Origin of the sequence: Halorientalis pallida (assembly GCF_049605515.1) — an archaeon.
Lineage (GTDB): Archaea > Halobacteriota > Halobacteria > Halobacteriales > Haloarculaceae > Halorientalis > Halorientalis pallida_A.
In genome coordinates, this window is record NZ_CP187158.1 from 1,781,973 (window position 1) to 1,801,407 (window position 19,435).

Below are 19,435 nucleotides of genomic sequence, written 5' to 3' on the forward strand. Positions count from 1 at the left end.
TAAAATTAGCCACCTCAGCGCCGCCGCAGGAACACCGTCGGCGCACCCGTCTCGTTGCGCTCGTAGGTCAGGACGAACTCCTTCTCGCCCGACCCACCGAGTTGGATCGTCCCGTCGGCGGCGCTGGCCACCGGCGCGTCGATGAACAGTTGCTGTTCGGGCCGTCCCTCGATACTGTACCGGACGACGCTCAGGTTCGACCGGACGCGCTCGATCTCGAAGTCCGTGACGGGCCGCGAGAGCAACGAGTCCCCCGGGAACTCGAGCGTGATCGAGCGCCGTGCGCCGCTTTCCCCCTCCGGCGGGAGTTCCTCGTTCTCGACGAGCGAGACGGCGGCCCCCTCGATCTTGGCGACCTGGTTGGCCACCTGCTGGTCGCTCTGCTTGCCGGCCGTGTCCTCGACGGCCGGCATCGCGATCCCCAGAATCGCGACCGTGAGCAGCACGGCCAGCACGTACCGGATCACGACAGCTTCGAGCGGAGCGAGGCCAAGAGTCCGCCCGAGTCGTCGGACTCGCCGGACTGGTCGGTCGGCTGGCCGCCGGTGTCGGACGACTCCGCCTGCCCCCCGTCAGCGCCGGCGAGACTCCGCTCGACGCTCTCCTGATCGGCCGACTCGACCGACCCCGAGTCTGCAGTGCCGTTCGACCGGGTGTTCTGCGCCCCTCGCGTGCCGGTGGTCGGCCCGGACCCGCCAGCCTGCCCGTGCCCGGTGGACGACCGTGCGCCTGCGGGCTGGCTTCCGTTGGCCGCCCGCGCCGTGCCGGACTGCCCGTTCCCACTGGTCGACTGTGTGTCACCGCTGGCCCGTCGGTCCGACCCGTCGGCCCCGATCACGTCGTCGACCGCGCGCTCGACCTCGCTCGGGTCGTCGAACATATCGCCGTTGCTCCCTGCCGGTCCGTCGGCGGCCGGATGTGACTCGCCGGACTGGGCGGAACCGTCGACCGCCGCCCCCACGGCGTCGTCGCCGCCAGTCCCGTTCGCCGACTGCGCCGCCGCACCGTCACGGCCGGCGGCCGTGGCCGCGTCGAGTTCGTCGACGCGACGCTCCAGGCGGTCGACGGCCGCGACCGCGGCGTCGGCCCGCCGCTCCACGTCCTCGTTGACGGACTCGATGTTCGAGACGTACCCCTCGACCGCCTGGGCCGACCCCTCCAGATCCGCGACCCGGCGTTCGAGTTCTTCGAGCCGCGACTCGATGCGCTCGACGTCCTCGGCCAGCGCCGCCACGTCGGCGAGTTCGTCCAGCTCGAAGTCCCCGTCGACGACCGTCCGCTCGACGGCGGCGAGCCGCTGTTCGATTCGCTCGATGTCGGTCATGCCCCGTTTGGCCGCCTCTTGGTACTTAAACCTAGAACGGGTGAGGGTGTCCGTCGCTCGTCAGCTCAGTCGTCGCCTGTGGCTTCCTCGCCGTCGACCACCACGTCGCTGGCGTTGGGGCTGTCCCCGCCGTGGGGCGTGTCCCGCCGCCGGACCTGTGCCGCGTGGATGGTCTCCGTCGAGTCGTCGATGATGACGACCTCCCCGGTGTCGGTGGGCATCCGGTCCTCGTCGGCCAGCGAGGAGTTCATGTAGGTCGGCTGGGCCGCCTGCAGGGCGTCGAGGTCGGCCTCCGAGGTCAGCCGGTGGGAGATCAGCACGTCCGACTGGGAGATGCCCACCTCCGGCACCGCGCTCGGGCGCTGGGTCGCCATGACGAGACTCACACCGGGCGCACGCCCACGCGTGAGGATCGTCTCCAGCGTCGACTCGGCGACCCCCTGGAAGAACGTGTGGGCCTCGTCGATCAACAGCCAAGGGAGCCGGTCGATGGTCTCGGTCTCGCGGGCCCGATACAGCGCCTCGCCGATGCCCCGCGCCACGGCGTTCATCGGGTCGGTGTCCATCCCCGCGACGTTGATCACCGTGATCTCCGGCCCCGCCAGGTCCTGCGCCGTCAGCCCGTCGGCGTCGAACACGCCCCACGCCTCGGCCATGTCTACGTGGTTGATCGCCGCCCGTGTGTCCGCCTCCGGCGCGTCCGTCGCCGCGATGTGGTCGCGCATCCCGTCGAGCGTGTCGGCCTCGCCCGCGGCCTGCCAGAGGAGGCTCCCGGCCCCGCTCTCGGCCGGGAGGCCGAGCAACGCACACCACGACCGCGGGTCCAGCGCCGAGGGCGCGACCGCCGGGTCCTCGATCACGTCGGCCAGCACCGGGTCCGCGTCGCCCCGCGTCGGCTGATCGAGCGTCGTGAACACGTCCATCGGGTCGACGATGACGGGCGCGACGCCGCGAGCCCGCGCCAGCGACTCCGCGATGACCCCGAGCGTGTAGGACTTCCCGTAGCCACGCTTGCCGACGATCAGCATGGCGTGTGGGCCGTCCAGGTCCAGATACAGCGGTGCCCCCTCGCTCCCGTCCAGCGCCCGGTAGGCACCCAGCCGGCCCGACGGGCCCGCGTCGAGGTCCTTCCCGCGCCCGATGACGAACTCCTGGCCAGTCACACTCCGCTCTGGCCCGGCCTTCGTACTTCAACCTTGGCTCCAAGGTTTAAGACAGAAGACGCGTCCAAGGGGGGTGTGACTCGAAAGCAATCGTTCCTCGGGGACGAGCGGGCGATCGAGGGGCTCCCGATCCGCCTCGTGATCGCGCTCGTCGTGGGTGTGGCCAGTCTCGCAATCATGATGCAGTTGCTCGGCGGGATCGGGAGCGTCGGGCAGACCGAGGCGCAGGTGAACCTGGACAACGAGATCGTCACCACACAGTCGATGTCGAGCAGTTCGACGCCTGCGACGGTCACTGTTTCGGCCGTCAGCGAGGACGGTGACGAAATTACGAACGGGCAGATGATCGTCAAAAGCGGGAGCCTCGACCTGGAGAACGAACCGGTCGCACTGTCGACGAAAGGTGCGAACGCGGGCCCGCATCAGGTGGAGTTCACGGTGAAAGCCGCGAGTAACTGCGGCTCGTCGCCGAGCGCGACGACGCTCTGTGTCGATTTCCGGTCCGACCAGGACACCGGGACGCTGACGATCAATCTCGAACCGCCGTCCGACAGCAATTACAAGGACAAAAACGACAACTCCGAGATCAAAGTCGTCAAGTAACGGGTTGGGCGCTCCCCCTTCGTTTTGATCGCGTAACGGGGACGACTCCGTCTCGTCAGGTCCAGACACTCGGAAATTCAAACCAAAACCAGATACACATGTTCGAAGGGAAGGAGGACAACTGATGGCAGCACCGTCGCTTCCGGTCGAAGTGCTGCTGGGCATCTCTTTTGGCGTCCTGATCGGGATCGTCGTCTCGTTCGCCGTCGGGGTGTTCAGCTTCACGATCAGCTACTACTGGGACCAGGAACTCTCCCAGATCGCCGTCGTCCTGCTCATCCTGCCGCTGGTGGCGGTCGACGCGCTGTACGTCGGGATCATCGGATCCAGCGTCCAGCAGGTCCCGCGGCTGTTGATCGGCCTGCTCGTGATCATCATGATCGCGCTGTACGCCAACAGCCAGGGCCAGAAGATCGCGGCCGAACTACCCCGCGAGACGACACAGCCGACCGAGCGCAAGCGCACGCTGTCGGCCGAGGCGGTCGACGCCGTGGACGGTCTCGGACAGGTGACGATCCGGACGGCCGGCGAGATCCGGGAGATCGACGGCTACCCGTCGCTGTCGCCCGACGTTCGGACCGCGCTGGAGGAGGGCGCCTGGCGGCTCCCCGCCGACCTCCCGCTGCCGGAGCTGGAGCGGCGACTCGAAGACCAGTTGCGGACCGACCACGACCTCGGGGAGGTCTCGGTCTCCATCGACGGGCGCGGTCGGGCGACGATCACCGCCGCGCCCCCGACGACCGGCGTCGCCAGCCGGGTCCCCGACGGCTGGCGGGCCGTCTCGGTTTCGGCGCTGCTCCCGGCCGGGCTGACGGCCGAAGACAAGGTGACCGTCCGGACCGGCGAGGGATCGGTCGCGGGCACGGTACTCGGTATCGACCGGGCGACGGGCGATTCCGACGGGATGGTGCCCGACGGCGGGTCCGCAACTGCATCGGGGGCGGGCCGTGTCACGGTGGCCGTCCCTGCGTCGGCGGCCGGCACACTACTCGACGCCGAACGGGGGCGGATCGTCGTCGAACCGCGCGGCCGTCGCCACGACTTCGAGGCGTTCTCGTTGCTCGACGGCGCGGACCGGACGATTCGGCGGCTCACGCTGACGCCGGCGGTCCGCGAGGCGCTGGCCGACGACGAGATCCAGCCGCTCGCCGTCCGTGACGGCGTGACAGAGGACGACGACGGCGCGGACGAAACCGTCGACACCGACGAGACGCCGGACGCCGACCCCGCCGAGCGCGGGGCGCGACACGGCTGGGCGTTCGGGCCGGAGCAGGCGGCGCTCGAACGGGCCGACGAGGCGTTCGTGGTCGGCGAGAGCGCCGTCCTGCGTCGACTGGACGACCGAACGGAGGGCGAGCGATGATCGATCCCATCCTCCTCCAGTCGCTGGCCCAGGACTGGACCAAACGGTCGCTGTTGCACATCCTCGGGTTCGGGCTGTACGCCGGCGTGGTCGCGACGGGCGTCGCGTTCGTCTACCGGAAGTACACGACCTACCCGCTCCCCATCGGGGCGAGCGTCATCGTCGGCACCGTGTTCCCGGCGATCTGGCTGAACCTCGTGGGGCTGCTTCGCGACGTGATCGTCCAGCCCACACCGTTGCTCCACTACGGCACCGGCGCGTACCTGCTGGGTGCCTTTTTCGTCAGCGCCATCGCGTCCGCGGGCGGTCGCTGGATCGGCGACCACCTCGCCTGCGAGGTCTTCGGAATCACGCGACTCGACGCCCACGGCGAGGTCGCGCGGCTGGTCCGCTCGGCCGGCCTCGTCATCGCCGTCGAGTTGCCCGCGTCGGTCGCCGACGCCGAGGGCTACCCGTCGGTCGACGAGTCCGTCAAGCGAGACCTGGCGGGCCGACGGATGCTCTTTCCCCGCCGGCTCTCGGTCGAGGAACTGGAGTCGCGGCTGGTCGCCCGGATCGAGCGGGACTTCCCCGTCGATCACGTGTCGGTCTCGGTCACCGACGAGGGCGAGGTGACCTACCTCGCCGTCGGAACGCGGCCGGCGGGGATCGGCCCGTCGCTCCCGCCCGAGACCGTCGCGGTCGCGGTTCGGGGCGACCCGCCCGCCGACGCCAGCACGGGCGACCCCGTCGAGGTGTGGACGGACGACGCCGGGGAAGCGGAACTGGTCGCGACCGGCGAATTTCGGGCGAGCGTCGGCGACGTGACGACCCTGCAGGTGGCCGCCGACGACGCCGACGACCTGGACGCGGCCGCGCGCTACCGGCTGGTGACCCAGCCGGCCGACCCCGACGACGTGAACGAACTCGTCTCGGTCGTCCGGGTGGCCGGCGAGACGGTGACTTCCGTGAGCGTCGAGCAGGGCGGGGCGCTGGACGGCGAATTCGCCGGCTGGCTCCCCGCCGACGTGCTGGTGGTCGACCGCGACGGCGAGACGATCCCGTTCCCCGACGACCGCGACCCGTTGCAGGCGGGCGATACCGCCTACGTCCTCGGGACGCCCGGCCAGCTCCGGGAGTTGGCCGAGTACGAGCGCGACCGCGACCGACAGCGATCCGGCGAGGGCGAGGCGACGACGGCCGACGGCACCGTTGCGGACGCGGCGGCCGGCGACGACTGACGGGATCGGCGACTGTCGCCTCCTGCCGTGTTGAACTTTATACGCGATAGCGAGGCCAACGGGGATATGGACGAGGAGTGGATCGACGACACGGACGTGCGACGGCGTGCCGGGGTGACGTTCGTGAGCGCGACCGTGGCGAACGACCGGTCGACGCCGCAGGTCGTCCGGCTGCGCAGTCGCATCGACGGGCCGGTCTGGTCGCCGGGCCTGGGCGACCGGACGGCCCCGGAGTGGTCGGACGACGTGTGGGAAGCGACGATCCAGCCGGATCGGCGGCGTGGCATCGGGTTCGCCAGCCCCGCCGAGCCGGTCGAGACCCCACTCGAAGTCGTCTCGGTCACGCGCGCCGAGGGCGGCCGGGCCGGGACCGAGGAAGTGCTCGCCGACCTGGCGGCGTGGTCGCCGCCGAGCGACCTCCTGGCCGAGGACCCATGATCGTCGCCGTCACCGGCGGGAAAGGCGGCGTCGGCAAGTCGACCGTCTCGCTGAACCTCGGGCGGGAACTCGACGCCGTCGTCGTGGACGGCGACCTGGCGACCGCGGACCTGCCCCGTGGGACCGGCCCGGACCTCCACGACGTGCTGGCGGGCCGGACCGATCCCGTCGACGCCGTCGCGGAGTTCGGGTCGATCAAGGTCCTCCCCTGTGGCCGGACGCTGGAGGGGGCCCGCGCGTCCCGGCTCGACGGGATCGTGGAGACCGTCGGGGCCGTCGAGCGCCAGTACGGCACGGTCGTGATCGACTGCCCGGCCGGACTGGCCCGCGACGTTGGGATGCAACTCCACAGCGCCGACGTGTCGGTGATCGTGACGACCGCGAAGAAACCGGCGCTGCTGAACGCCTACCGGACGCGGGAACTCTCGCTCAACGTCGACACGCCGCTGGCCAGCGTCGCGCTCAACATGGCCCGGAACGCGCCCGGCGCGAGCGACGGCGACGAGGGATTCTCGGTCGGGGACTACACGCTGGGCGGGAGCGACGACGGGGACGGCGGCGAGAAAACCAAGACGGCGGCCATCGCCGAGCGGATCGAGGCGAAGTTCGGCGCGCCGACGACGGTCGTCCCGAAACACCGGGCGGTCGCGCAGGCACAGGCCGACTGGGAGCCGGTCCGAGAGTACGCTCCGGACTGTGCCGCCGTCGACAGCTTCGAGCGTTTGGCCCGCCGGATCGAGGCCTGCGAGAGCCGGGTCGGAACGCGCGTCGACGCCTGATTACGTGTCGCCGCCGCGGCCGAGCGTGGCTTCGGTCGTGAGGTCGATCTCGACGGGATCGGTCGGGAGCTCGTCTCGGCGTGACTTCTCGACGCGAAGTTCGTGTGTCAGTCCGTCCTCGAAGTCGGCGTCGACCCGGACCACCACGTCGGCGAACTGCGCCGTCGCCGAGCGGTTGGCCGGCGCGGGGTCGAGACCGTGGAGGACGGCGATACTTCCCGTGGCGCGGGTGTGTTCGACCAGCGCGTTCAGGAAGCTCACGTAGTCGGCGCGGTCGCCCCGCTCCAGCGCGTCGACGGGATCGACGATCAGGTTCGCCCCCTCGGGGAGGTTGCTGATGAGCTGTTCGGCTTTCACCAGCGGGTTCCCCGCGTCGAGGTGGCGGACCGTCGGACTGCCGGCGCTGGCCATCGACTCCTCGATGGCGTACCGGACGGTGTCCTCGCTGCGCTCGGTCGAGAGGTACAGCGTGCCGCGCTCGGTCGTCGACTCGTACAGCAACAGCTCCGACTGGCTCGCGGGCGCGGCGGTCAGCGCGACGACGGTCCCCGGCCGGAACCCGCCACCGAAGGCCCGGTCGAGGGCGTCCACGCCGGTCGAGAGTCGGTTCTCGGCGTCGGGCGCGGTCGCGACCGGTTCGGGGTCGGTCGCCGAGTCCAGCAGGTGGGCCGCCGCGCGGTCGAAGGCCGTCCGGGCCTCCTCGGCAGGCAGGGGCGGCTCGCGCTCGGGGACGGCCCCCAGCACCGGCACGTCGAAGTCCGACTCCACCGCCGCGGGCACAGAGTCACACTGGTTGAGCAGGAGCCCCTCGACGGGCACTTCCAGTCGGCGCGCGATGTCGATGGTCGTCTCGGCGGCGGTCAGACTCCGCTCCGTGGGCGTGGAGACCACGACGACGCCGTCGGCGGCCGACAGTGGTTCGACGATGTCCGGCCCGGCCCCGGATGGGCAGTCGACGAACACCGCCGTCGAGTCCTGCTCGATGCTCCCGAGGGCGGTCCCCAGGTCCACCGTGTCGGCGGGTTTCGGGGCCGGCAGGACGCCCACGCTGGGCGAGCCGGCGGTCTGCTGTGCCAGGGCGGTCACGTCGGTCCCCTCGTCCAGAGCCGAGGCGGTCGGTTCGCGCTCCACGTCGGCGGTGACGTGGAGGTTCGGTAGCTGTCGGTCGGCGTCGACGGCGAGCGCCGGCGTCCCGGCCCGTGCGAAGGCCTGGGCCAGCCCCAGCGTCGCCGTCGTCTTGCCGCATCCTCCCTTCGCGCCAGCGATGGCGATCATACCCCCAGTGGTCGCGTCTTCCTTTTTGAATGTACACACCGGCGTTCGTCGGCGTGAGCCGACCGAAAGGTACGTCCTTCGGGGGACCGTGTCCTCCGACGTGTCTCCGACCACGCTCTGGCCCGTGGTCGGCTCGTTCGCCGCGGCCGCCGGCACGCTCGCGCTCGGTTACTACCTCTGGTCGGTCCGGGACCGCCCGGGCGCGACGTGGCTACTTGTAGTTCTGGGCGTGCAGTTCGCGCTGACCGCCGGCTACGGCGTCGGCTACCTCGTCTCGGATTACTGGGTCCGCTGGGCCGTCGAGGTGCTGTTCTGGGTGGCCTACATCTGGCTCGGTGCGCTGTTCATCGCGTTCGCGCTGGCCTACACCGGCCGCGGCCACGTCATCCGCTCGCCGTGGTTCAAACTGCTGGCCGGGCTCACCGTCCTGCTGACCCTGCTGGTCGTGACCAACCCGCTGCACGAACTCGTCTGGGCTGACTTCACGGTCCGGTCGACGTGGGGACTGGCGACGGCGTCGTTCACCCGCCACGGCGGCGCGTTCCTGATCCTTGGTGTCACCAGCATCGGCACCGCCGTCGGGACGCTCCTGCTGGTGGACACGATCATCAGCTACGGCGACCTCTACCGGGGCGAGGCACTCGCGGTCGCACTCTCCCCGCTCCCGCCGGGCGTCGGCCTGATCGCCTGGACGTTCGGCATCGTCCCCGCGCCGGGGATCAACGTCGCGCCCGTCCTCTTTCTCGCCCACGTCGTCTTCGACGCCTACGCCTTCGTCGGGAGCGGCATGTTCGACTTCCACCCCGCGACCCGCCGGGCCGGCAACCGGGCGGCCATCGCCGACCTCGGGAACCCGGTCGTGATCGTCGACGAACGCCACCGCGTCGTCAACTACAACCCCGCCGCCGAGTCGACGCTCGGGCTGGCGGCCCGTGACGTGCTGACCGAACCGTTCACCGCCTGCTACGAGGGTGACGAGATCGACCCCACCGAGACCGAGCAGGACGCCACGATCCGGACCGACGCGGGCAGGCGGACGTTCAAGGTCACCTCGACGGATCTCGACGACGGGACCGGCGCGCACCTGGGCTACACGCTCGTCTTCCAGGACATCACCGCCGAGCGCCAGCGCGAACAGCGCCTGGCGGTCCTGAACCGCGTCCTCCGGCACAACCTCCGCAACGACCTCACCGTCGTCGACATGAACCTGGACGCCGCCGCCGACCGCGCCGAGGACGACGTGGCCGAGTTGCTCGAACCCGCCCGCGAGAAGACCCAGGGGTTGGTCGCGCTCAGCGAGAAGGCCCGGCGCTTCGAGCGCGTCATCGAGGACGACACCGAGTCGCTGGTGGCCGCCCGAGACCTGGTGGGCGAAGTGGTGGCCGAACTCCGCGAGGAGTTCCCCGAGGCGACCGTCGAGATCGAAGGGACCGACGCCGCCCTGCTCCGGATCAATCCCGCCTTGCTCCGGGTCGTCGTCCGAAACCTCGTCGAGAACGCGCTGGAACACGGGCGGACCGGCGATGGGTCGGATTCACCGGACGTGACCGTCTCGGTGGGGGCCGACGACGACGCGGTGACCGTGACGGTCCGCGACCGCGGACCGGGGGTGCCCGATCACGAACTGGCCGTCATCGAGGACGGCGACGAGACCGACCTCGAACACGGGAGCGGCCTCGGCCTCTGGCTGGTCGCCTGGAGCGTGGCCGCGGCCGGCGGCGAGATCGACTTCGACGTGACCGACGCAGGGACGACCGCGACCGTCAGCTTCCCCGTCGTCGGCGTCGACGGCGCAGAGTACGAGTCGGGAGCGGCAGACCACGACGGGACAGCGACGGAGGAGTGACGCCCGAATATCGGCGACAGAGAACACGAGCCGTGTCGTCCGGACACACCCTCGATATGTAGGGAGACGGACTACAGCTACCGGTCACATGGGCACCGATAGCGGAGGGCTCTCCTCCCGTTGAGATATGTTCAGAACAAACCACTCCCCCCCTGACGACAGGCCAGCCCACGAGCGGGACACGTTCACAGCACAGTTCGATCCCGCGGGCGAGCGAGCGCCCTCGGCGGCCGTCATCGACTCGGTGGCCACGGTGACCGGGTCGGATCCGGCGACTATCTCACCCCTGTTCGAGGTCGTCGATCCGGACGCGCTCGACCGCCTGTTCGACACGGAGCGCGACGGAGGCGAACGGGACGGGCCGCTCACCGTCTCGTTTCGGTACGAAGGGTGTGCGGTGACGGTCCACGCGGACGGACGAATCGTCGTCGCCGAACCGAGTCACGACCAGCGGTGATCCGCTCGTCGATCCGTGTGCCGTCTCACTCACGATCCGGCTCCGGTGTCGAACAGCAACCCCAGTAGCTTTCGCTCGGCCGCGTGAATGTGTTCGGAGAACGTGGCCGAGGTGATACCCAGATCGTCGGCGACATCGGCCCCCGTACACTCCTGGGGCCACTCGTAGTACCCGGCGTCGTAGGCCGCACGAAGGACCTCGCGCTGTCGCTCGGTGAGTTCCGTCTCGAGGACCTGCCGGAACGCCGACTCCGAGAACAGCGGCGAGAACGACTCCTTGCCCCGCTTGGACACGAGTTCGATGTCCGAGGTCGCGTCGAGGAAGGTTTCGACGACCGCCGCCGATTCGAACCGGGGCGGAATCTCCGCGACGATCCGGCCCTCACCGTCGACGGCCGTCGCCTCCCGGGGCAGGGCCCCGAGTTCCGCCAGCTGGACTGCCGGGCAGTCCGCGCCCGCGACGAACTCGAACATCCCACCCTGGTCGTAGGATTCGAGCAGCGACACGTCCAGGGCCTCCCGGTCGGCGGCGAGCGAGACGATCCGGTCCGGGTCGATGCCGGACACGTTGAAGAACTCGGCGTACTCGCCGTCACCCCGCGGCACCATCTCCGCGAGTTCGAAGACGCAGGATTCGGCGTCTGTCACCGAGACGAACGGATACGAGGCGTTGCGGACCGAAAACTCGACTTCCACGACGGCGTGCCCCTGTTGGACGGACGCGTTCCCGGACATCGCTGATTGTCGAAGGATGCGTTGCCAGCGTGTTGTGTGTTGTGGCTAAACAATTTAATTCGGCCGTCGAGAGCCGTCCCGGAGTCTGAGCGGCCGGTTCTCGCCGTCGTCCCGAACGCGAACCACCGGAGAGACACAAATTTCGGCTGAAGTTTCCACGAGGCTTATAGTACCCGTCGCACAAGGGAAGCGTGACTGCAGTGGTCCCTCCAACACATGGCGCTCGGTGACGTCTTCGCCGCCCCGCTCGGCCTGGCCGCGCTCGCCGCCCTCGTCCCGCTCGTCGTGCTGTACCTGATCCAGCCGGACCCGCGGGAACTCCCCCTGCCCACGGTCGCGTTTCTCCAGTCCGACCCTGACGAAGGGGGGTCGAACCCGGTGCTGGAGCGACTGCGCCGGAACCTCCTGCTCCTGTTGCAGGTCCTCGCCATCCTCCTGCTCGCGGTCGGGCTCGCCGCCCCCTACGTGACGACGACCCGGGAGGTGAGCGCCCAGCCAACGGTCCTCGTGGTCGACGCTTCCGCCAGTATGGCCACGGAGACGGGCGACGGGACACGCTTCGCCGAAGCCGTCGCGGCCGCCAGAGAGGCCGTCGGGACGCCGACGACCGTCGTCGTCGCCGGCGGCTCCGTCCGGACACCCGTCACGGAGGCCGACCCGGAGGACGCGCGGTCGGCGCTCGACGGACTCCGTGTCACGCACGCGCCCGGCGACCTCCGCGGGGCCATCGAACGCGCCCGCGAACTCGCCGGCTCCGAGAGCCGCGTCCTCGTGTTCAGCGACTTCGCGGGCGGGTCGGGGCAGGGCGAGGCGGGCTGGAGACAGGCCGCCGACGCGGTGCGAGCCAGCGGGGCGACACTCACCCTCCAACAGTTCGGCGGCGGTCGGACCGAGAACGTCGGCATCGTCGGCCGGTCGTTCGAGAACCGCAACGTCGTCCTCCGCGTCGCCAACACGGGCGCGACGGCGGCCGAGCGGACCCTGACCTTCGCCGGCCAGTCGCGGACGGTGTCGCTCCAGCCTGGCGACCGGCGCTCGGTGGTCTTCCCGCTCCCGGCGTCGTCGGCGACCGCCCGACTGGCGGGCGGTGACGCGTTCCCGGTCGACGACAGCGTGCCAGTCGCCGTCCCCGACGAGCAGGCCGAGGACACCCTGCTGTTGACCAACGGGAACAACCGGAACCTCCGGACCGCGCTCGAAGTGATTCCGACGGTGAACGTGACCGTGAAGCGACCGCCGGTCTCGACGACCGGCGACTACGACGCCGTGGTGTTCGCCGACGTGGTCGCCGAGCGCGTGCTGGGTTCGACCGTCGAGACCGCCCGGGCGACCACCGCCGACGGCGGCGGCGTCCTGATCCAGGCCCAGCGCAACGTCGACGACGTTGGGTACGGCGACCTCCTCCCGGTCACGCCGGGCGGAATCGAGCAGTCCGGCGGCATCGACAACGTCACCAGCCACCCCGTGACCACCGGCTTCGACTTCCCGGCCCCCGACTACCACCTCGGGGCCACGGCGACCGGGACCGCGCTGGTGACGCTCTCGGACGGGTCGCCACTGCTGGCCACCGACGGGCGGGCGGGCGGCCGGACGATGTACTACGGCTACCTCCCCAACCAGACCGCCTTCCGCTACGACTACCGCTATCCGGTGTTCTGGAAGCGGGCGATCCACTGGCTTGCCGGCCGGCCCTCGCTGTCGGACCTGAACCGCGAGACGGGAACGACGCTCCAGCTGGCCAACGAGACGACCGTCGAGACGCCGACGGGTCAGCGGACGACCGCGGCAGTCCAGCTAGATCGGGTTGGCACCTACCGGACGACGGACCGGCGGACCAGCGCCGCCCTGCTCTCCCCGGCCGAGTCGAACGTGAGCGCCGCCCCGGTCGACGCCAGTGGTGAGGGAGCCGGGAGTGGCGGCCCCACGACCGGCCAGCAGGTACGGCAGGACCTCACGCCGCTGGTTCTGCTCGGCCTGCTCGTCCTGCTCGGGGCCGAGCTGGGGTATCTCCGTCGACGGGGTGACATCTGATGCCCGTCGAGACCACGCTGGCGGGGCTCCGGATCGGTCTCCAGCGACCGCTCGTGCTGGTCGCGCTGCCGGTCGCGGCGGTCCTGGTGGGCCTCGCCTTTCGCCGGCGCGAGCGGGCGGTGTTCACGGGACGCTCGCGGACGCTGTTCCTGGCTTCCCGGCTCGTGCTCGTGACGTTGCTGGTGGTGGCGGCCGCCGGCCCCTACACGCTGGCGACGACGGATTCGACGGGCCAGCCCACGGTGACGATGCTCGTGGACCGCTCGGCCAGCATGGCGACGACCGACGCCGCGCCCGGCGACCTCGCGACTGCCATCGAGAACGAGGGGGTCGCCGTCAGGACCCGAACCGTCGGCAGTGAGTCCGACTCGCCGGTCGGGGACGCGGTGACGAGCGCGCTCGCTCCGAACGGGAGCGTCCTGCTGGTCTCGGACGGGCGCGTGACCAGCGGGCGTTCGCTGGACGCGGCTGCGGGCGTCGCCCAGCAGGTGAACGCCTCGATTCACGCCGTCTCGCTCGACTCGAACCGGACCGAGCGGGCCGTCGCGGTCAGCGGCCCGGCCAAGACCAGTACGGGTGTCGCCAACCAGTTCCGCGTGACCGTCGACGGCACCGCCCTCGGCGACACCGAGACGACGCTGTCCGTCAGCGTCGACGGCCAGCAGATCCGCGAGGAGACCGTCGCGGAGGCGGGCGGGCTCACGTTCACGTACAACTTCAGTTCGACCGGAAGCCACCGGGTGACCGCCCGGATCGAGGGCGGCGACGTGTACGACCGCAACGACGTGTTCCGCAAGACCGTGCGAGTGGTCGAACCGCCGAAGATCCTCTACGTCTCGCGGGGCGACTACGCCTTCGAGGGGTTCCTCCGGGAGGTCTACGACGTGGACACCGCGGAGTCGATCCCGGCGAACCTCTCGGGGTACTACGCGGTCGTGGTCCAGAACGTCGCCGCGGGCGACCTGGGCAACGTGAGCGCGCTCCAGCGGGCCGTCATCGACGGCACGGGGCTGGTCACCGTCGGCGGCCCCAACGCCTTCGAGCGGGGGGATTACCGGGAGTCGCTGCTGACCGACCTCCTGCCGGTCACCATCGGCGAGGGCGGCGAGACCTCGCGGGTGGTCGTCGCGGTCGACATCTCCGGCAGCACGAGCGGGTCGATGTCGGCCCAGCAGGCGCTGGCGCTGGACGTACTGAACCAGCTGGGCGACGAGAACCGGGTCGGTATCGTCGCGTTCAACAACCAGGTCTACCGGATCGCCGGCCTCACCGGGCTGGGGAGTTCCCGATCCTTCCTCGAAGACCGCATCCGCCGGCTGGAGAGTTCGGGGAGTACGGACGTGAGCGCCGGGATCGAGGGCGCGACCCAGATGCTCGGGGGGAGCGGGACGATCATCCTGCTGACCGACGGGCGCGCGCAGGGCGGGGACGCACCGGGCGCGGCCGCCCGGGCCAGCGAGCGCGGCATCGAAGTGATCCCGGTCGGCGTCGGCAGTGAAGTCGCCGTCGACTACCTCCAGCAAGTGGCCGACGCCGGCGGCGGCGTCTTCCTCCTGGCCGACGAGTCCAACAAGCTCCGGATCGAGTTCGGGGGCGAGACCCGCGATTTCCAGGGCAGCGGCCTCACCGTACTGGACCGGACCCACTTCATCACGAGCGGCGTCGAGTTCACCGCCCGGCCGGCCCGGACCCACTCGGTCGCCGCGGCCAGAGGGGCGGACCTGCTGGTCGCGGGATCGGACGGTGCGCCGGCGATCACGGCCTGGCGGTACGGGCTGGGGCGCACCGTCGCGATCACCGCCTACGGCGAGAACGGCGGGCTCGACGGCCTGCTCTCGGCCCCGGACTCGCTGGGCATCACCAAGTCCGTCAACTGGGCCATCGGCGACCCCGAGCGGCTGGCGACCGGCATCACGTCCATCTCGGACGCCCGCGTCGGCAGTCCCGCGACGGCCACCTACGAGGGATCGAGCCGGCCGTCGGCCGACGGCTACCGGTTCACCCAGGTCGACACCGGCCAGTACGAGACGACGTTCGTGCCGGCGTCGCCGGGCTACCAGTCGCTGCTGGCCGCCGAATACGCCGTGAACTACCCCCGGGAGTTCGCCGCCTTCGGCCAGTCGCGGGCCGTCAGGACCGCCGTCGAGCGCTCGGGCGGGCGCGTGTTCGAGCCGGATCAGGCCGCGGCCATCGCAGAGCAGGTCCGTCAGGAGGCCCGAACTGTAGAGACAGTCACCAGGGAGTGGACGTGGCTCGTCCTCGTCGTCGCGCTCGTGCTGTACCTCGTCGAGGTCGGCACGCGGCGACTCGTTCGCATCAGACAACTATGATCGGAACCAGACTCAACGTCGTCTTGCTCGCCGTGGTCGGGCTGACAGTCCTCGGCGTCGGCGGCGTCACCGTCTACTACGAGTACAGCGTCGGCGACGTGACCGACCGGGCGGAACGGCTCGCCCAGCAGAAAGCGACCGCCGAGGAAGAACTCGCCACCGTTCGCAGCGAACTCGACGAGACCCGCGACCGGCTCGAACGGATCAACGAGAGCCTCGAAACCCGCCAGACCGACGTACAGGACCTCACCGAGCAACTGGCGGCGGCCGAACGCAATCTGTCCTCGGCCCGCGACCGGATCGACCGGCTCGAAAGCGACAAGCAGGAGCTCCAGCGCGAGGTCGACGACCTCCTGAACGAGCGGGCGGACCTCCGTGATCGGGTGGACGAACTCGAACAGCGCCGGGACGAACTCCTCGAGGAGAACGCCGACCTCCAGTCCCGCAACACGAACCTCCAGGACCTGACCGACGAGTTGAACGGGACCATCGACGATCAGGACGACCGGATCGACGACCTGAAAGACGACAGGAAGGCCTTACAGAACGATCTCGACGACCTCTGTGGAAAGATCGACAACAGTTCGCAGTATCCGGAGTGTGACTGACATGCGCGAGGAATCCGAACCCGAACCCAGCGCGGAACGCACCGGGATCGAGCGCGCGGTCCGGGCGATCAGGCGCGAGGGGTACAAGGCGGCCGCCCTCCACGCGGTGGTCGACGCCGTGGCCGTCTTCCTCGTGGTGAACCTGCTGACGCGGGTCGTCGCGGCCCCCTTGCCGGCAGTCGGCCCGGTCCGGGGCGGGACGGTCGCGGCCGTCGGCGTCGCCCTGCTGGCCGGCGGCGTCGAGTTCGGCCTCCGGGTCCGCTACTACACGGTCGAGCGGTTCGAGGCGGCCAATCCGGTCGTCGCGGACGCGCTCCGGACCGCCCGCGACGCCGCGACCGACGGGGCCGAGACCCAGATGGCCCGGCGGCTCTACCGGGACGTGACCGACCGACTCTCCGAGACCAGCGCCGGCGGCTTCCTCCACACCCGCTGGCTGACGGTCAGCGCCGTCGTGGTCGTCCTGGCGAGCGCCCTGACGGTCCAGGCGGCCGTCGCGGGCGTCACCTTCGCGCCGACGACGAACACGACCGACGAACAGCGAGGGCCGGAGTCGTTCGGCGGGCCGGACAACGGCGTGTCCGAACTCCAGAACCCCGACGACGTGCTCGGCGAGCGCAAGGAGGCCGCCGGCGGTCGGGAGGAGATCGACGTGAACTTCTCACAGAGCAGCGGTGGCGGGGCCGGCGAGCAGGTCGACAGCTACGAGGACAGCGGGCTGTCGGCCGGCGGCGACGCCGTGGCGGCCCGGCAGGCCGGCTTCGCCGCCGAACGGAACCTCGAAGACGCGGATCTGGTGCGGGAATACAACCTGCGCGTCCAGCGTGATACCGATGACTGACGACACACTCGACGACGACGAGGTGGACAGGATTCAGGACCGACTCGCGGCGGTGCGGACGGAGGTGCGAAAGCGCCTCGTCGGCCAGGAGGCCGTACTGGATCAGGTACTCGCCTGCCTGCTCGCCGACGGGAACGCACTGCTAGAGAGCGTCCCCGGACTGGGCAAGACGATGCTCGTCCGGACCATCGCCGAGGTGACCGACTGTTCGTTCTCGCGCGTCCAGAACACGCCGGACCTGATGCCGAGCGACATCACGGGCACCGAGATCATCCGGGAGACCCGCGACGGCCGGGAGTTCACCTTCGAGCCCGGCCCCATCTTCGCCAACGTGGTGCTGGCCGACGAGATCAACCGCGCGACGCCGAAGACCCAGGCCGCACTGCTGGAGGCGATGCAGGAGCGACAGGTCACCGCCGGCGGCGAGACCCGGCACCTGCCCGACCCCTTTTTCGTGCTGGCGACACAGAACCCGGTCGAGCAGGACGGGACCTACCCGCTCCCGGAGGCACAGAAGGACCGCTTCCTGGCGAAAGTCCTCGTCGACTACCCCGACGAGGCGTCCGAGCGGGAGATCGTCGACCGCTACACCGGCCGACTGGACGACACCATCCCGGTCGAACAGCAGTTGGCGACCGCCGACCTCCTGCGCGCCCAGGAACTCGTCCGGCAGGTCCCCATCGCCGACGACATTCGGGACCGCGTGGTCGAACTGGTCCGGGCGACCCGCACGGCCGACCAGCTCGAGTACGGCGCGAGTCCGCGGGCGAGCATGGGGCTGGTCGTCCTCGCGAAGGCTCGCGCGTTCATGGCCGGTCGCGCCCACGTCACCGGCGAGGACGTGGAGGCGATGGCGCGCCCGGTCCTCAGACACCGTGTCGTCGTGGACTTCCGGGCCGAACGGGACGGCGTGACGGCCGACGACGTGATCGGAGCCCTGCTGTGATCGAACCCACCTTCCTCGACGAACTGGCGCGGTTCGACCCCTCCGTCCAGCGACGGGTCGACGCCGTCAGGCAGGGCGAACAGCGCTCCACGGAGGTCGGGGAGGGGCTGACCTTCAGCGACCACCGGAAGTACACGCCCGGCGACGACACCCGGCTGGTCGACTGGCGGGTGTACGCCCGCACCGAGGAACTGTACGTCAAGCAGTACGAGGCCGAACGCAACCTCACCGTCCACGTCCTGCTCGACGCCAGCACGTCGATGGACTTCGGGGGCCACAGGGACGAATCGGCGACCCCCCACAAGTTCGAGTACGCGGCCAAACTGGGCCTGGGCTTCGCCGCACTCGCGGCGGCCGAGGGGAACGATTTCCGCTTCTCACTGCTCGGCGAGACGTTCGAGCGGATCGACCGCAACCGCTCGACACAGGGCGAAGTCCTGCGGTTGATCGAACGGCTGAACGAAACCGATCCGTCGGGCCAGACGGACTTCCGGACGGCCTGTGCGGACTACGCCGCGACCATCGACTCGAAGTCGCTGGTCCTCGTGGCGAGTGACTTCCTCGACGATCCCGCCGAGATCGAGGCGGGACTGGCGGCCCTCCAGCGCAACGACCTGACGCTGGCGCACGTCCTCGCGCCCGACGAGCGGGACCCGCCGGCGCGTGGCGACACGATCTTCCGCGATCCGGAGGCCGACACGAAACTGCGGACGTACTTCGGCGCGAACGTCGAACGCCGCTACCGCGACCGCCTCCAGTCCCACCTCGACGAGATCGAGGCCGTCGGGGACCGCCTGGGCGCGCGCCACGTCGCCGTCGACAGCGGCGCGGACTTCTTCGACACCTTCGGCGAGGTCTGGGTGGAGTGAGCGCCCAGACGTGATTCCCGACCGTCACGTGCAGCGAACTTCATATCCTCCGGGCGCGAGAGGGTCCTATGAGTCACCGACAGACTCCAACCGTAGAGCGGCGCACAGGGTGGCCCGCGGAGGGTGAGTGAGATGGCGACCAGCGAACCGGACGAGCCGACGACCGGACAGGCCCGGACCGAGGAGGTGGGTGCCTCGACCGGAACCGGGCTGGACCCGAACCAGGGGGCGGCGGTCGCGTACGTCTTCGGCGCGATTACGGGCGTGCTGATGCTCGTTCTCGAAGACGACGAGTTCGTGCGCTTCCACGCCGTCCAGAGCATCGCGCTCACCGTCGCGGCCATCGGGGTGTACGTCGTCCTCGGCGTGGTCACGACGGTGTTCGCGTTCGTGCCCGTGATCGGCGGCCTGTTCGTGGCGCTGTTGGCCATCGTCTACCTGCTGGTCGGGCTCGCCGGCTTCGGGGTGTGGGTGTACGCGATGTACCAGGCCTACAGCGGCGAGTGGTTCGAGTTCCCCGTCGTCGGTGCGTTCGCACGACGGTACTGACCGCTCGGACAGTTTTCCGGCGCTGACGGCCCTTCCGGCGGGACACAACGTGTCTAGAG

General features: G+C 70.2%; 19 protein-coding genes. 14 read left to right on the top strand and 5 right to left on the bottom strand.

Annotation, left to right across the window (positions count from 1 at the left end; all coding sequences use genetic code 11):
• Positions 1-14: 14 nt before the first annotated feature.
• The 3 genes from ACOZ4N_RS10745 to ACOZ4N_RS10755 form a co-directional block, all read right to left on the bottom strand.
• A complete protein-coding gene (locus ACOZ4N_RS10745) occupies positions 15-467 on the bottom strand; it encodes a DUF7311 family protein (protein ID WP_424019923.1) in 453 nt (150 codons plus the stop codon).
• Positions 464-1,324 carry a DUF7310 family coiled-coil domain-containing protein gene (locus ACOZ4N_RS10750; RefSeq protein WP_424019924.1) on the bottom strand — a complete coding sequence of 287 codons (861 nt, stop codon included), beginning with the start codon at positions 1,322-1,324 and terminating at the stop codon, positions 464-466. The genes ACOZ4N_RS10745 and ACOZ4N_RS10750 overlap by 4 nt, the downstream gene beginning before the upstream one ends.
• A gap of 65 nt (positions 1,325-1,389) precedes the next feature.
• Positions 1,390-2,487 carry an ATP-binding protein gene (locus ACOZ4N_RS10755; protein WP_424019925.1) on the bottom strand — a complete coding sequence of 366 codons (1,098 nt, stop codon included), beginning with the start codon at positions 2,485-2,487 and terminating at the stop codon, positions 1,390-1,392.
• A 75-nt stretch (positions 2,488-2,562) separates the two neighbouring features.
• Between ACOZ4N_RS10755 and ACOZ4N_RS10760 the strand changes: the two genes are divergently transcribed.
• From ACOZ4N_RS10760 to ACOZ4N_RS10780, 5 genes are all read left to right on the top strand, one after another.
• Positions 2,563-3,090 (top strand): DUF7382 domain-containing protein, encoded by a 528-nt coding sequence (locus ACOZ4N_RS10760; RefSeq protein WP_424019926.1) that lies wholly within the window; start codon positions 2,563-2,565, stop codon positions 3,088-3,090.
• A 124-nt stretch (positions 3,091-3,214) separates the two neighbouring features.
• Complete coding sequence (locus tag ACOZ4N_RS10765) at positions 3,215-4,453, top strand: potassium transporter TrkA (protein ID WP_424019927.1); 1,239 nt, start codon at positions 3,215-3,217, stop codon at positions 4,451-4,453.
• Positions 4,450-5,673: a hypothetical protein gene (locus ACOZ4N_RS10770; RefSeq protein ID WP_424016385.1), complete on the top strand. Its 1,224-nt coding sequence runs from the start codon at positions 4,450-4,452 to the stop codon at positions 5,671-5,673. The genes ACOZ4N_RS10765 and ACOZ4N_RS10770 overlap by 4 nt, the downstream gene beginning before the upstream one ends.
• Before the next feature lie 66 nt (positions 5,674-5,739).
• Positions 5,740-6,111: a hypothetical protein gene (locus tag ACOZ4N_RS10775; protein ID WP_424016386.1), complete on the top strand. Its 372-nt coding sequence runs from the start codon at positions 5,740-5,742 to the stop codon at positions 6,109-6,111.
• Positions 6,108-6,890, top strand: coding sequence for a MinD/ParA family ATP-binding protein (locus tag ACOZ4N_RS10780; protein WP_424016387.1), 783 nt, complete (start codon positions 6,108-6,110; stop codon positions 6,888-6,890). Before ACOZ4N_RS10775 ends, ACOZ4N_RS10780 begins: the two co-directional genes overlap by 4 nt.
• Here ACOZ4N_RS10780 and ACOZ4N_RS10785 read toward each other — a convergent pair whose 3' ends face one another.
• Entirely contained in the window at positions 6,891-8,165 is a 1,275-nt protein-coding gene (locus tag ACOZ4N_RS10785) for a DUF7125 family protein (RefSeq protein ID WP_424016388.1), read from the bottom strand.
• 100 nt (positions 8,166-8,265) lie between these two features.
• Between ACOZ4N_RS10785 and ACOZ4N_RS10790 the strand changes: the two genes are divergently transcribed.
• Positions 8,266-10,011, top strand: a complete 1,746-nt coding sequence (locus tag ACOZ4N_RS10790) for a histidine kinase N-terminal 7TM domain-containing protein (RefSeq protein ID WP_424016389.1) — start codon at positions 8,266-8,268, stop codon at positions 10,009-10,011.
• A 127-nt stretch (positions 10,012-10,138) separates the two neighbouring features.
• Positions 10,139-10,468 carry a HalOD1 output domain-containing protein gene (locus ACOZ4N_RS10795; protein ID WP_424016390.1) on the top strand — a complete coding sequence of 110 codons (330 nt, stop codon included), beginning with the start codon at positions 10,139-10,141 and terminating at the stop codon, positions 10,466-10,468.
• Between the two features lie 29 nt (positions 10,469-10,497).
• On the opposite strand, the gene ACOZ4N_RS10800 is transcribed toward ACOZ4N_RS10795, so the two are convergent.
• Positions 10,498-11,202, bottom strand: a complete 705-nt coding sequence (locus ACOZ4N_RS10800; RefSeq protein WP_424016391.1) for a bacterio-opsin activator domain-containing protein — start codon at positions 11,200-11,202, stop codon at positions 10,498-10,500.
• Between the two features lie 216 nt (positions 11,203-11,418).
• Between ACOZ4N_RS10800 and ACOZ4N_RS10805 the strand changes: the two genes are divergently transcribed.
• The 7 genes from ACOZ4N_RS10805 (at position 11,419) to ACOZ4N_RS10835 (ending at position 19,376) form a co-directional block, all read left to right on the top strand.
• Positions 11,419-13,233, top strand: coding sequence for a DUF7408 domain-containing protein (locus tag ACOZ4N_RS10805; protein WP_424016392.1), 1,815 nt, complete (start codon positions 11,419-11,421; stop codon positions 13,231-13,233).
• A complete protein-coding gene (locus tag ACOZ4N_RS10810) occupies positions 13,233-15,563 on the top strand; it encodes a VWA domain-containing protein (RefSeq protein WP_424016393.1) in 2,331 nt (776 codons plus the stop codon). The genes ACOZ4N_RS10805 and ACOZ4N_RS10810 overlap by 1 nt, the downstream gene beginning before the upstream one ends.
• Positions 15,560-16,171, top strand: coding sequence for a hypothetical protein (locus ACOZ4N_RS10815; protein WP_424016394.1), 612 nt, complete (start codon positions 15,560-15,562; stop codon positions 16,169-16,171). The genes ACOZ4N_RS10810 and ACOZ4N_RS10815 overlap by 4 nt, the downstream gene beginning before the upstream one ends.
• Position 16,172: 1 nt before the next feature.
• On the top strand, positions 16,173-17,012 hold the full coding sequence (locus tag ACOZ4N_RS10820; RefSeq protein WP_424016395.1) for a DUF7502 family protein: 840 nt from the start codon (positions 16,173-16,175) through the stop codon (positions 17,010-17,012).
• The gene (locus tag ACOZ4N_RS10825) at positions 17,005-17,958 is read left to right on the top strand and encodes an AAA family ATPase (protein ID WP_424016396.1); all 954 of its coding nucleotides are present in this window, start codon (positions 17,005-17,007) and stop codon (positions 17,956-17,958) included. The genes ACOZ4N_RS10820 and ACOZ4N_RS10825 overlap by 8 nt, the downstream gene beginning before the upstream one ends.
• Positions 17,955-18,827: a DUF58 domain-containing protein gene (locus tag ACOZ4N_RS10830; RefSeq protein ID WP_424016397.1), complete on the top strand. Its 873-nt coding sequence runs from the start codon at positions 17,955-17,957 to the stop codon at positions 18,825-18,827. Before ACOZ4N_RS10825 ends, ACOZ4N_RS10830 begins: the two co-directional genes overlap by 4 nt.
• Before the next feature lie 132 nt (positions 18,828-18,959).
• Positions 18,960-19,376 (top strand): DUF4870 domain-containing protein, encoded by a 417-nt coding sequence (locus tag ACOZ4N_RS10835; protein ID WP_424016398.1) that lies wholly within the window; start codon positions 18,960-18,962, stop codon positions 19,374-19,376.
• The last annotated feature ends 59 nt before the right edge of the window (positions 19,377-19,435 follow it).

What these genes read in the sequence shown, in the direction of transcription:
- ACOZ4N_RS10750 (WP_424019924.1), bottom strand. Translation starts at nt 1,324, where the DNA reads ATGACCGACATCGAGCGAATCGAACAGCGGCTCGCCGCCGTCGAGCGG.
- ACOZ4N_RS10780 (WP_424016387.1), top strand. Translation starts at nt 6,108, where the DNA reads ATGATCGTCGCCGTCACCGGCGGGAAAGGCGGCGTCGGCAAGTCGACC.
- ACOZ4N_RS10820 (WP_424016395.1), top strand. Translation starts at nt 16,173, where the DNA reads ATGCGCGAGGAATCCGAACCCGAACCCAGCGCGGAACGCACCGGGATC.
- ACOZ4N_RS10795 (WP_424016390.1), top strand. Translation starts at nt 10,139, where the DNA reads ATGTTCAGAACAAACCACTCCCCCCCTGACGACAGGCCAGCCCACGAG.
- ACOZ4N_RS10800 (WP_424016391.1), bottom strand. Translation starts at nt 11,202, where the DNA reads ATGTCCGGGAACGCGTCCGTCCAACAGGGGCACGCCGTCGTGGAAGTC.
- ACOZ4N_RS10805 (WP_424016392.1), top strand. Translation starts at nt 11,419, where the DNA reads ATGGCGCTCGGTGACGTCTTCGCCGCCCCGCTCGGCCTGGCCGCGCTC.
- ACOZ4N_RS10835 (WP_424016398.1), top strand. Translation starts at nt 18,960, where the DNA reads ATGGCGACCAGCGAACCGGACGAGCCGACGACCGGACAGGCCCGGACC.
- ACOZ4N_RS10770 (WP_424016385.1), top strand. Translation starts at nt 4,450, where the DNA reads ATGATCGATCCCATCCTCCTCCAGTCGCTGGCCCAGGACTGGACCAAA.
- ACOZ4N_RS10765 (WP_424019927.1), top strand. Translation starts at nt 3,215, where the DNA reads ATGGCAGCACCGTCGCTTCCGGTCGAAGTGCTGCTGGGCATCTCTTTT.
- ACOZ4N_RS10825 (WP_424016396.1), top strand. Translation starts at nt 17,005, where the DNA reads ATGACTGACGACACACTCGACGACGACGAGGTGGACAGGATTCAGGAC.
- ACOZ4N_RS10810 (WP_424016393.1), top strand. Translation starts at nt 13,233, where the DNA reads ATGCCCGTCGAGACCACGCTGGCGGGGCTCCGGATCGGTCTCCAGCGA.
- ACOZ4N_RS10775 (WP_424016386.1), top strand. Translation starts at nt 5,740, where the DNA reads ATGGACGAGGAGTGGATCGACGACACGGACGTGCGACGGCGTGCCGGG.
- ACOZ4N_RS10815 (WP_424016394.1), top strand. Translation starts at nt 15,560, where the DNA reads ATGATCGGAACCAGACTCAACGTCGTCTTGCTCGCCGTGGTCGGGCTG.
- ACOZ4N_RS10785 (WP_424016388.1), bottom strand. Translation starts at nt 8,165, where the DNA reads ATGATCGCCATCGCTGGCGCGAAGGGAGGATGCGGCAAGACGACGGCG.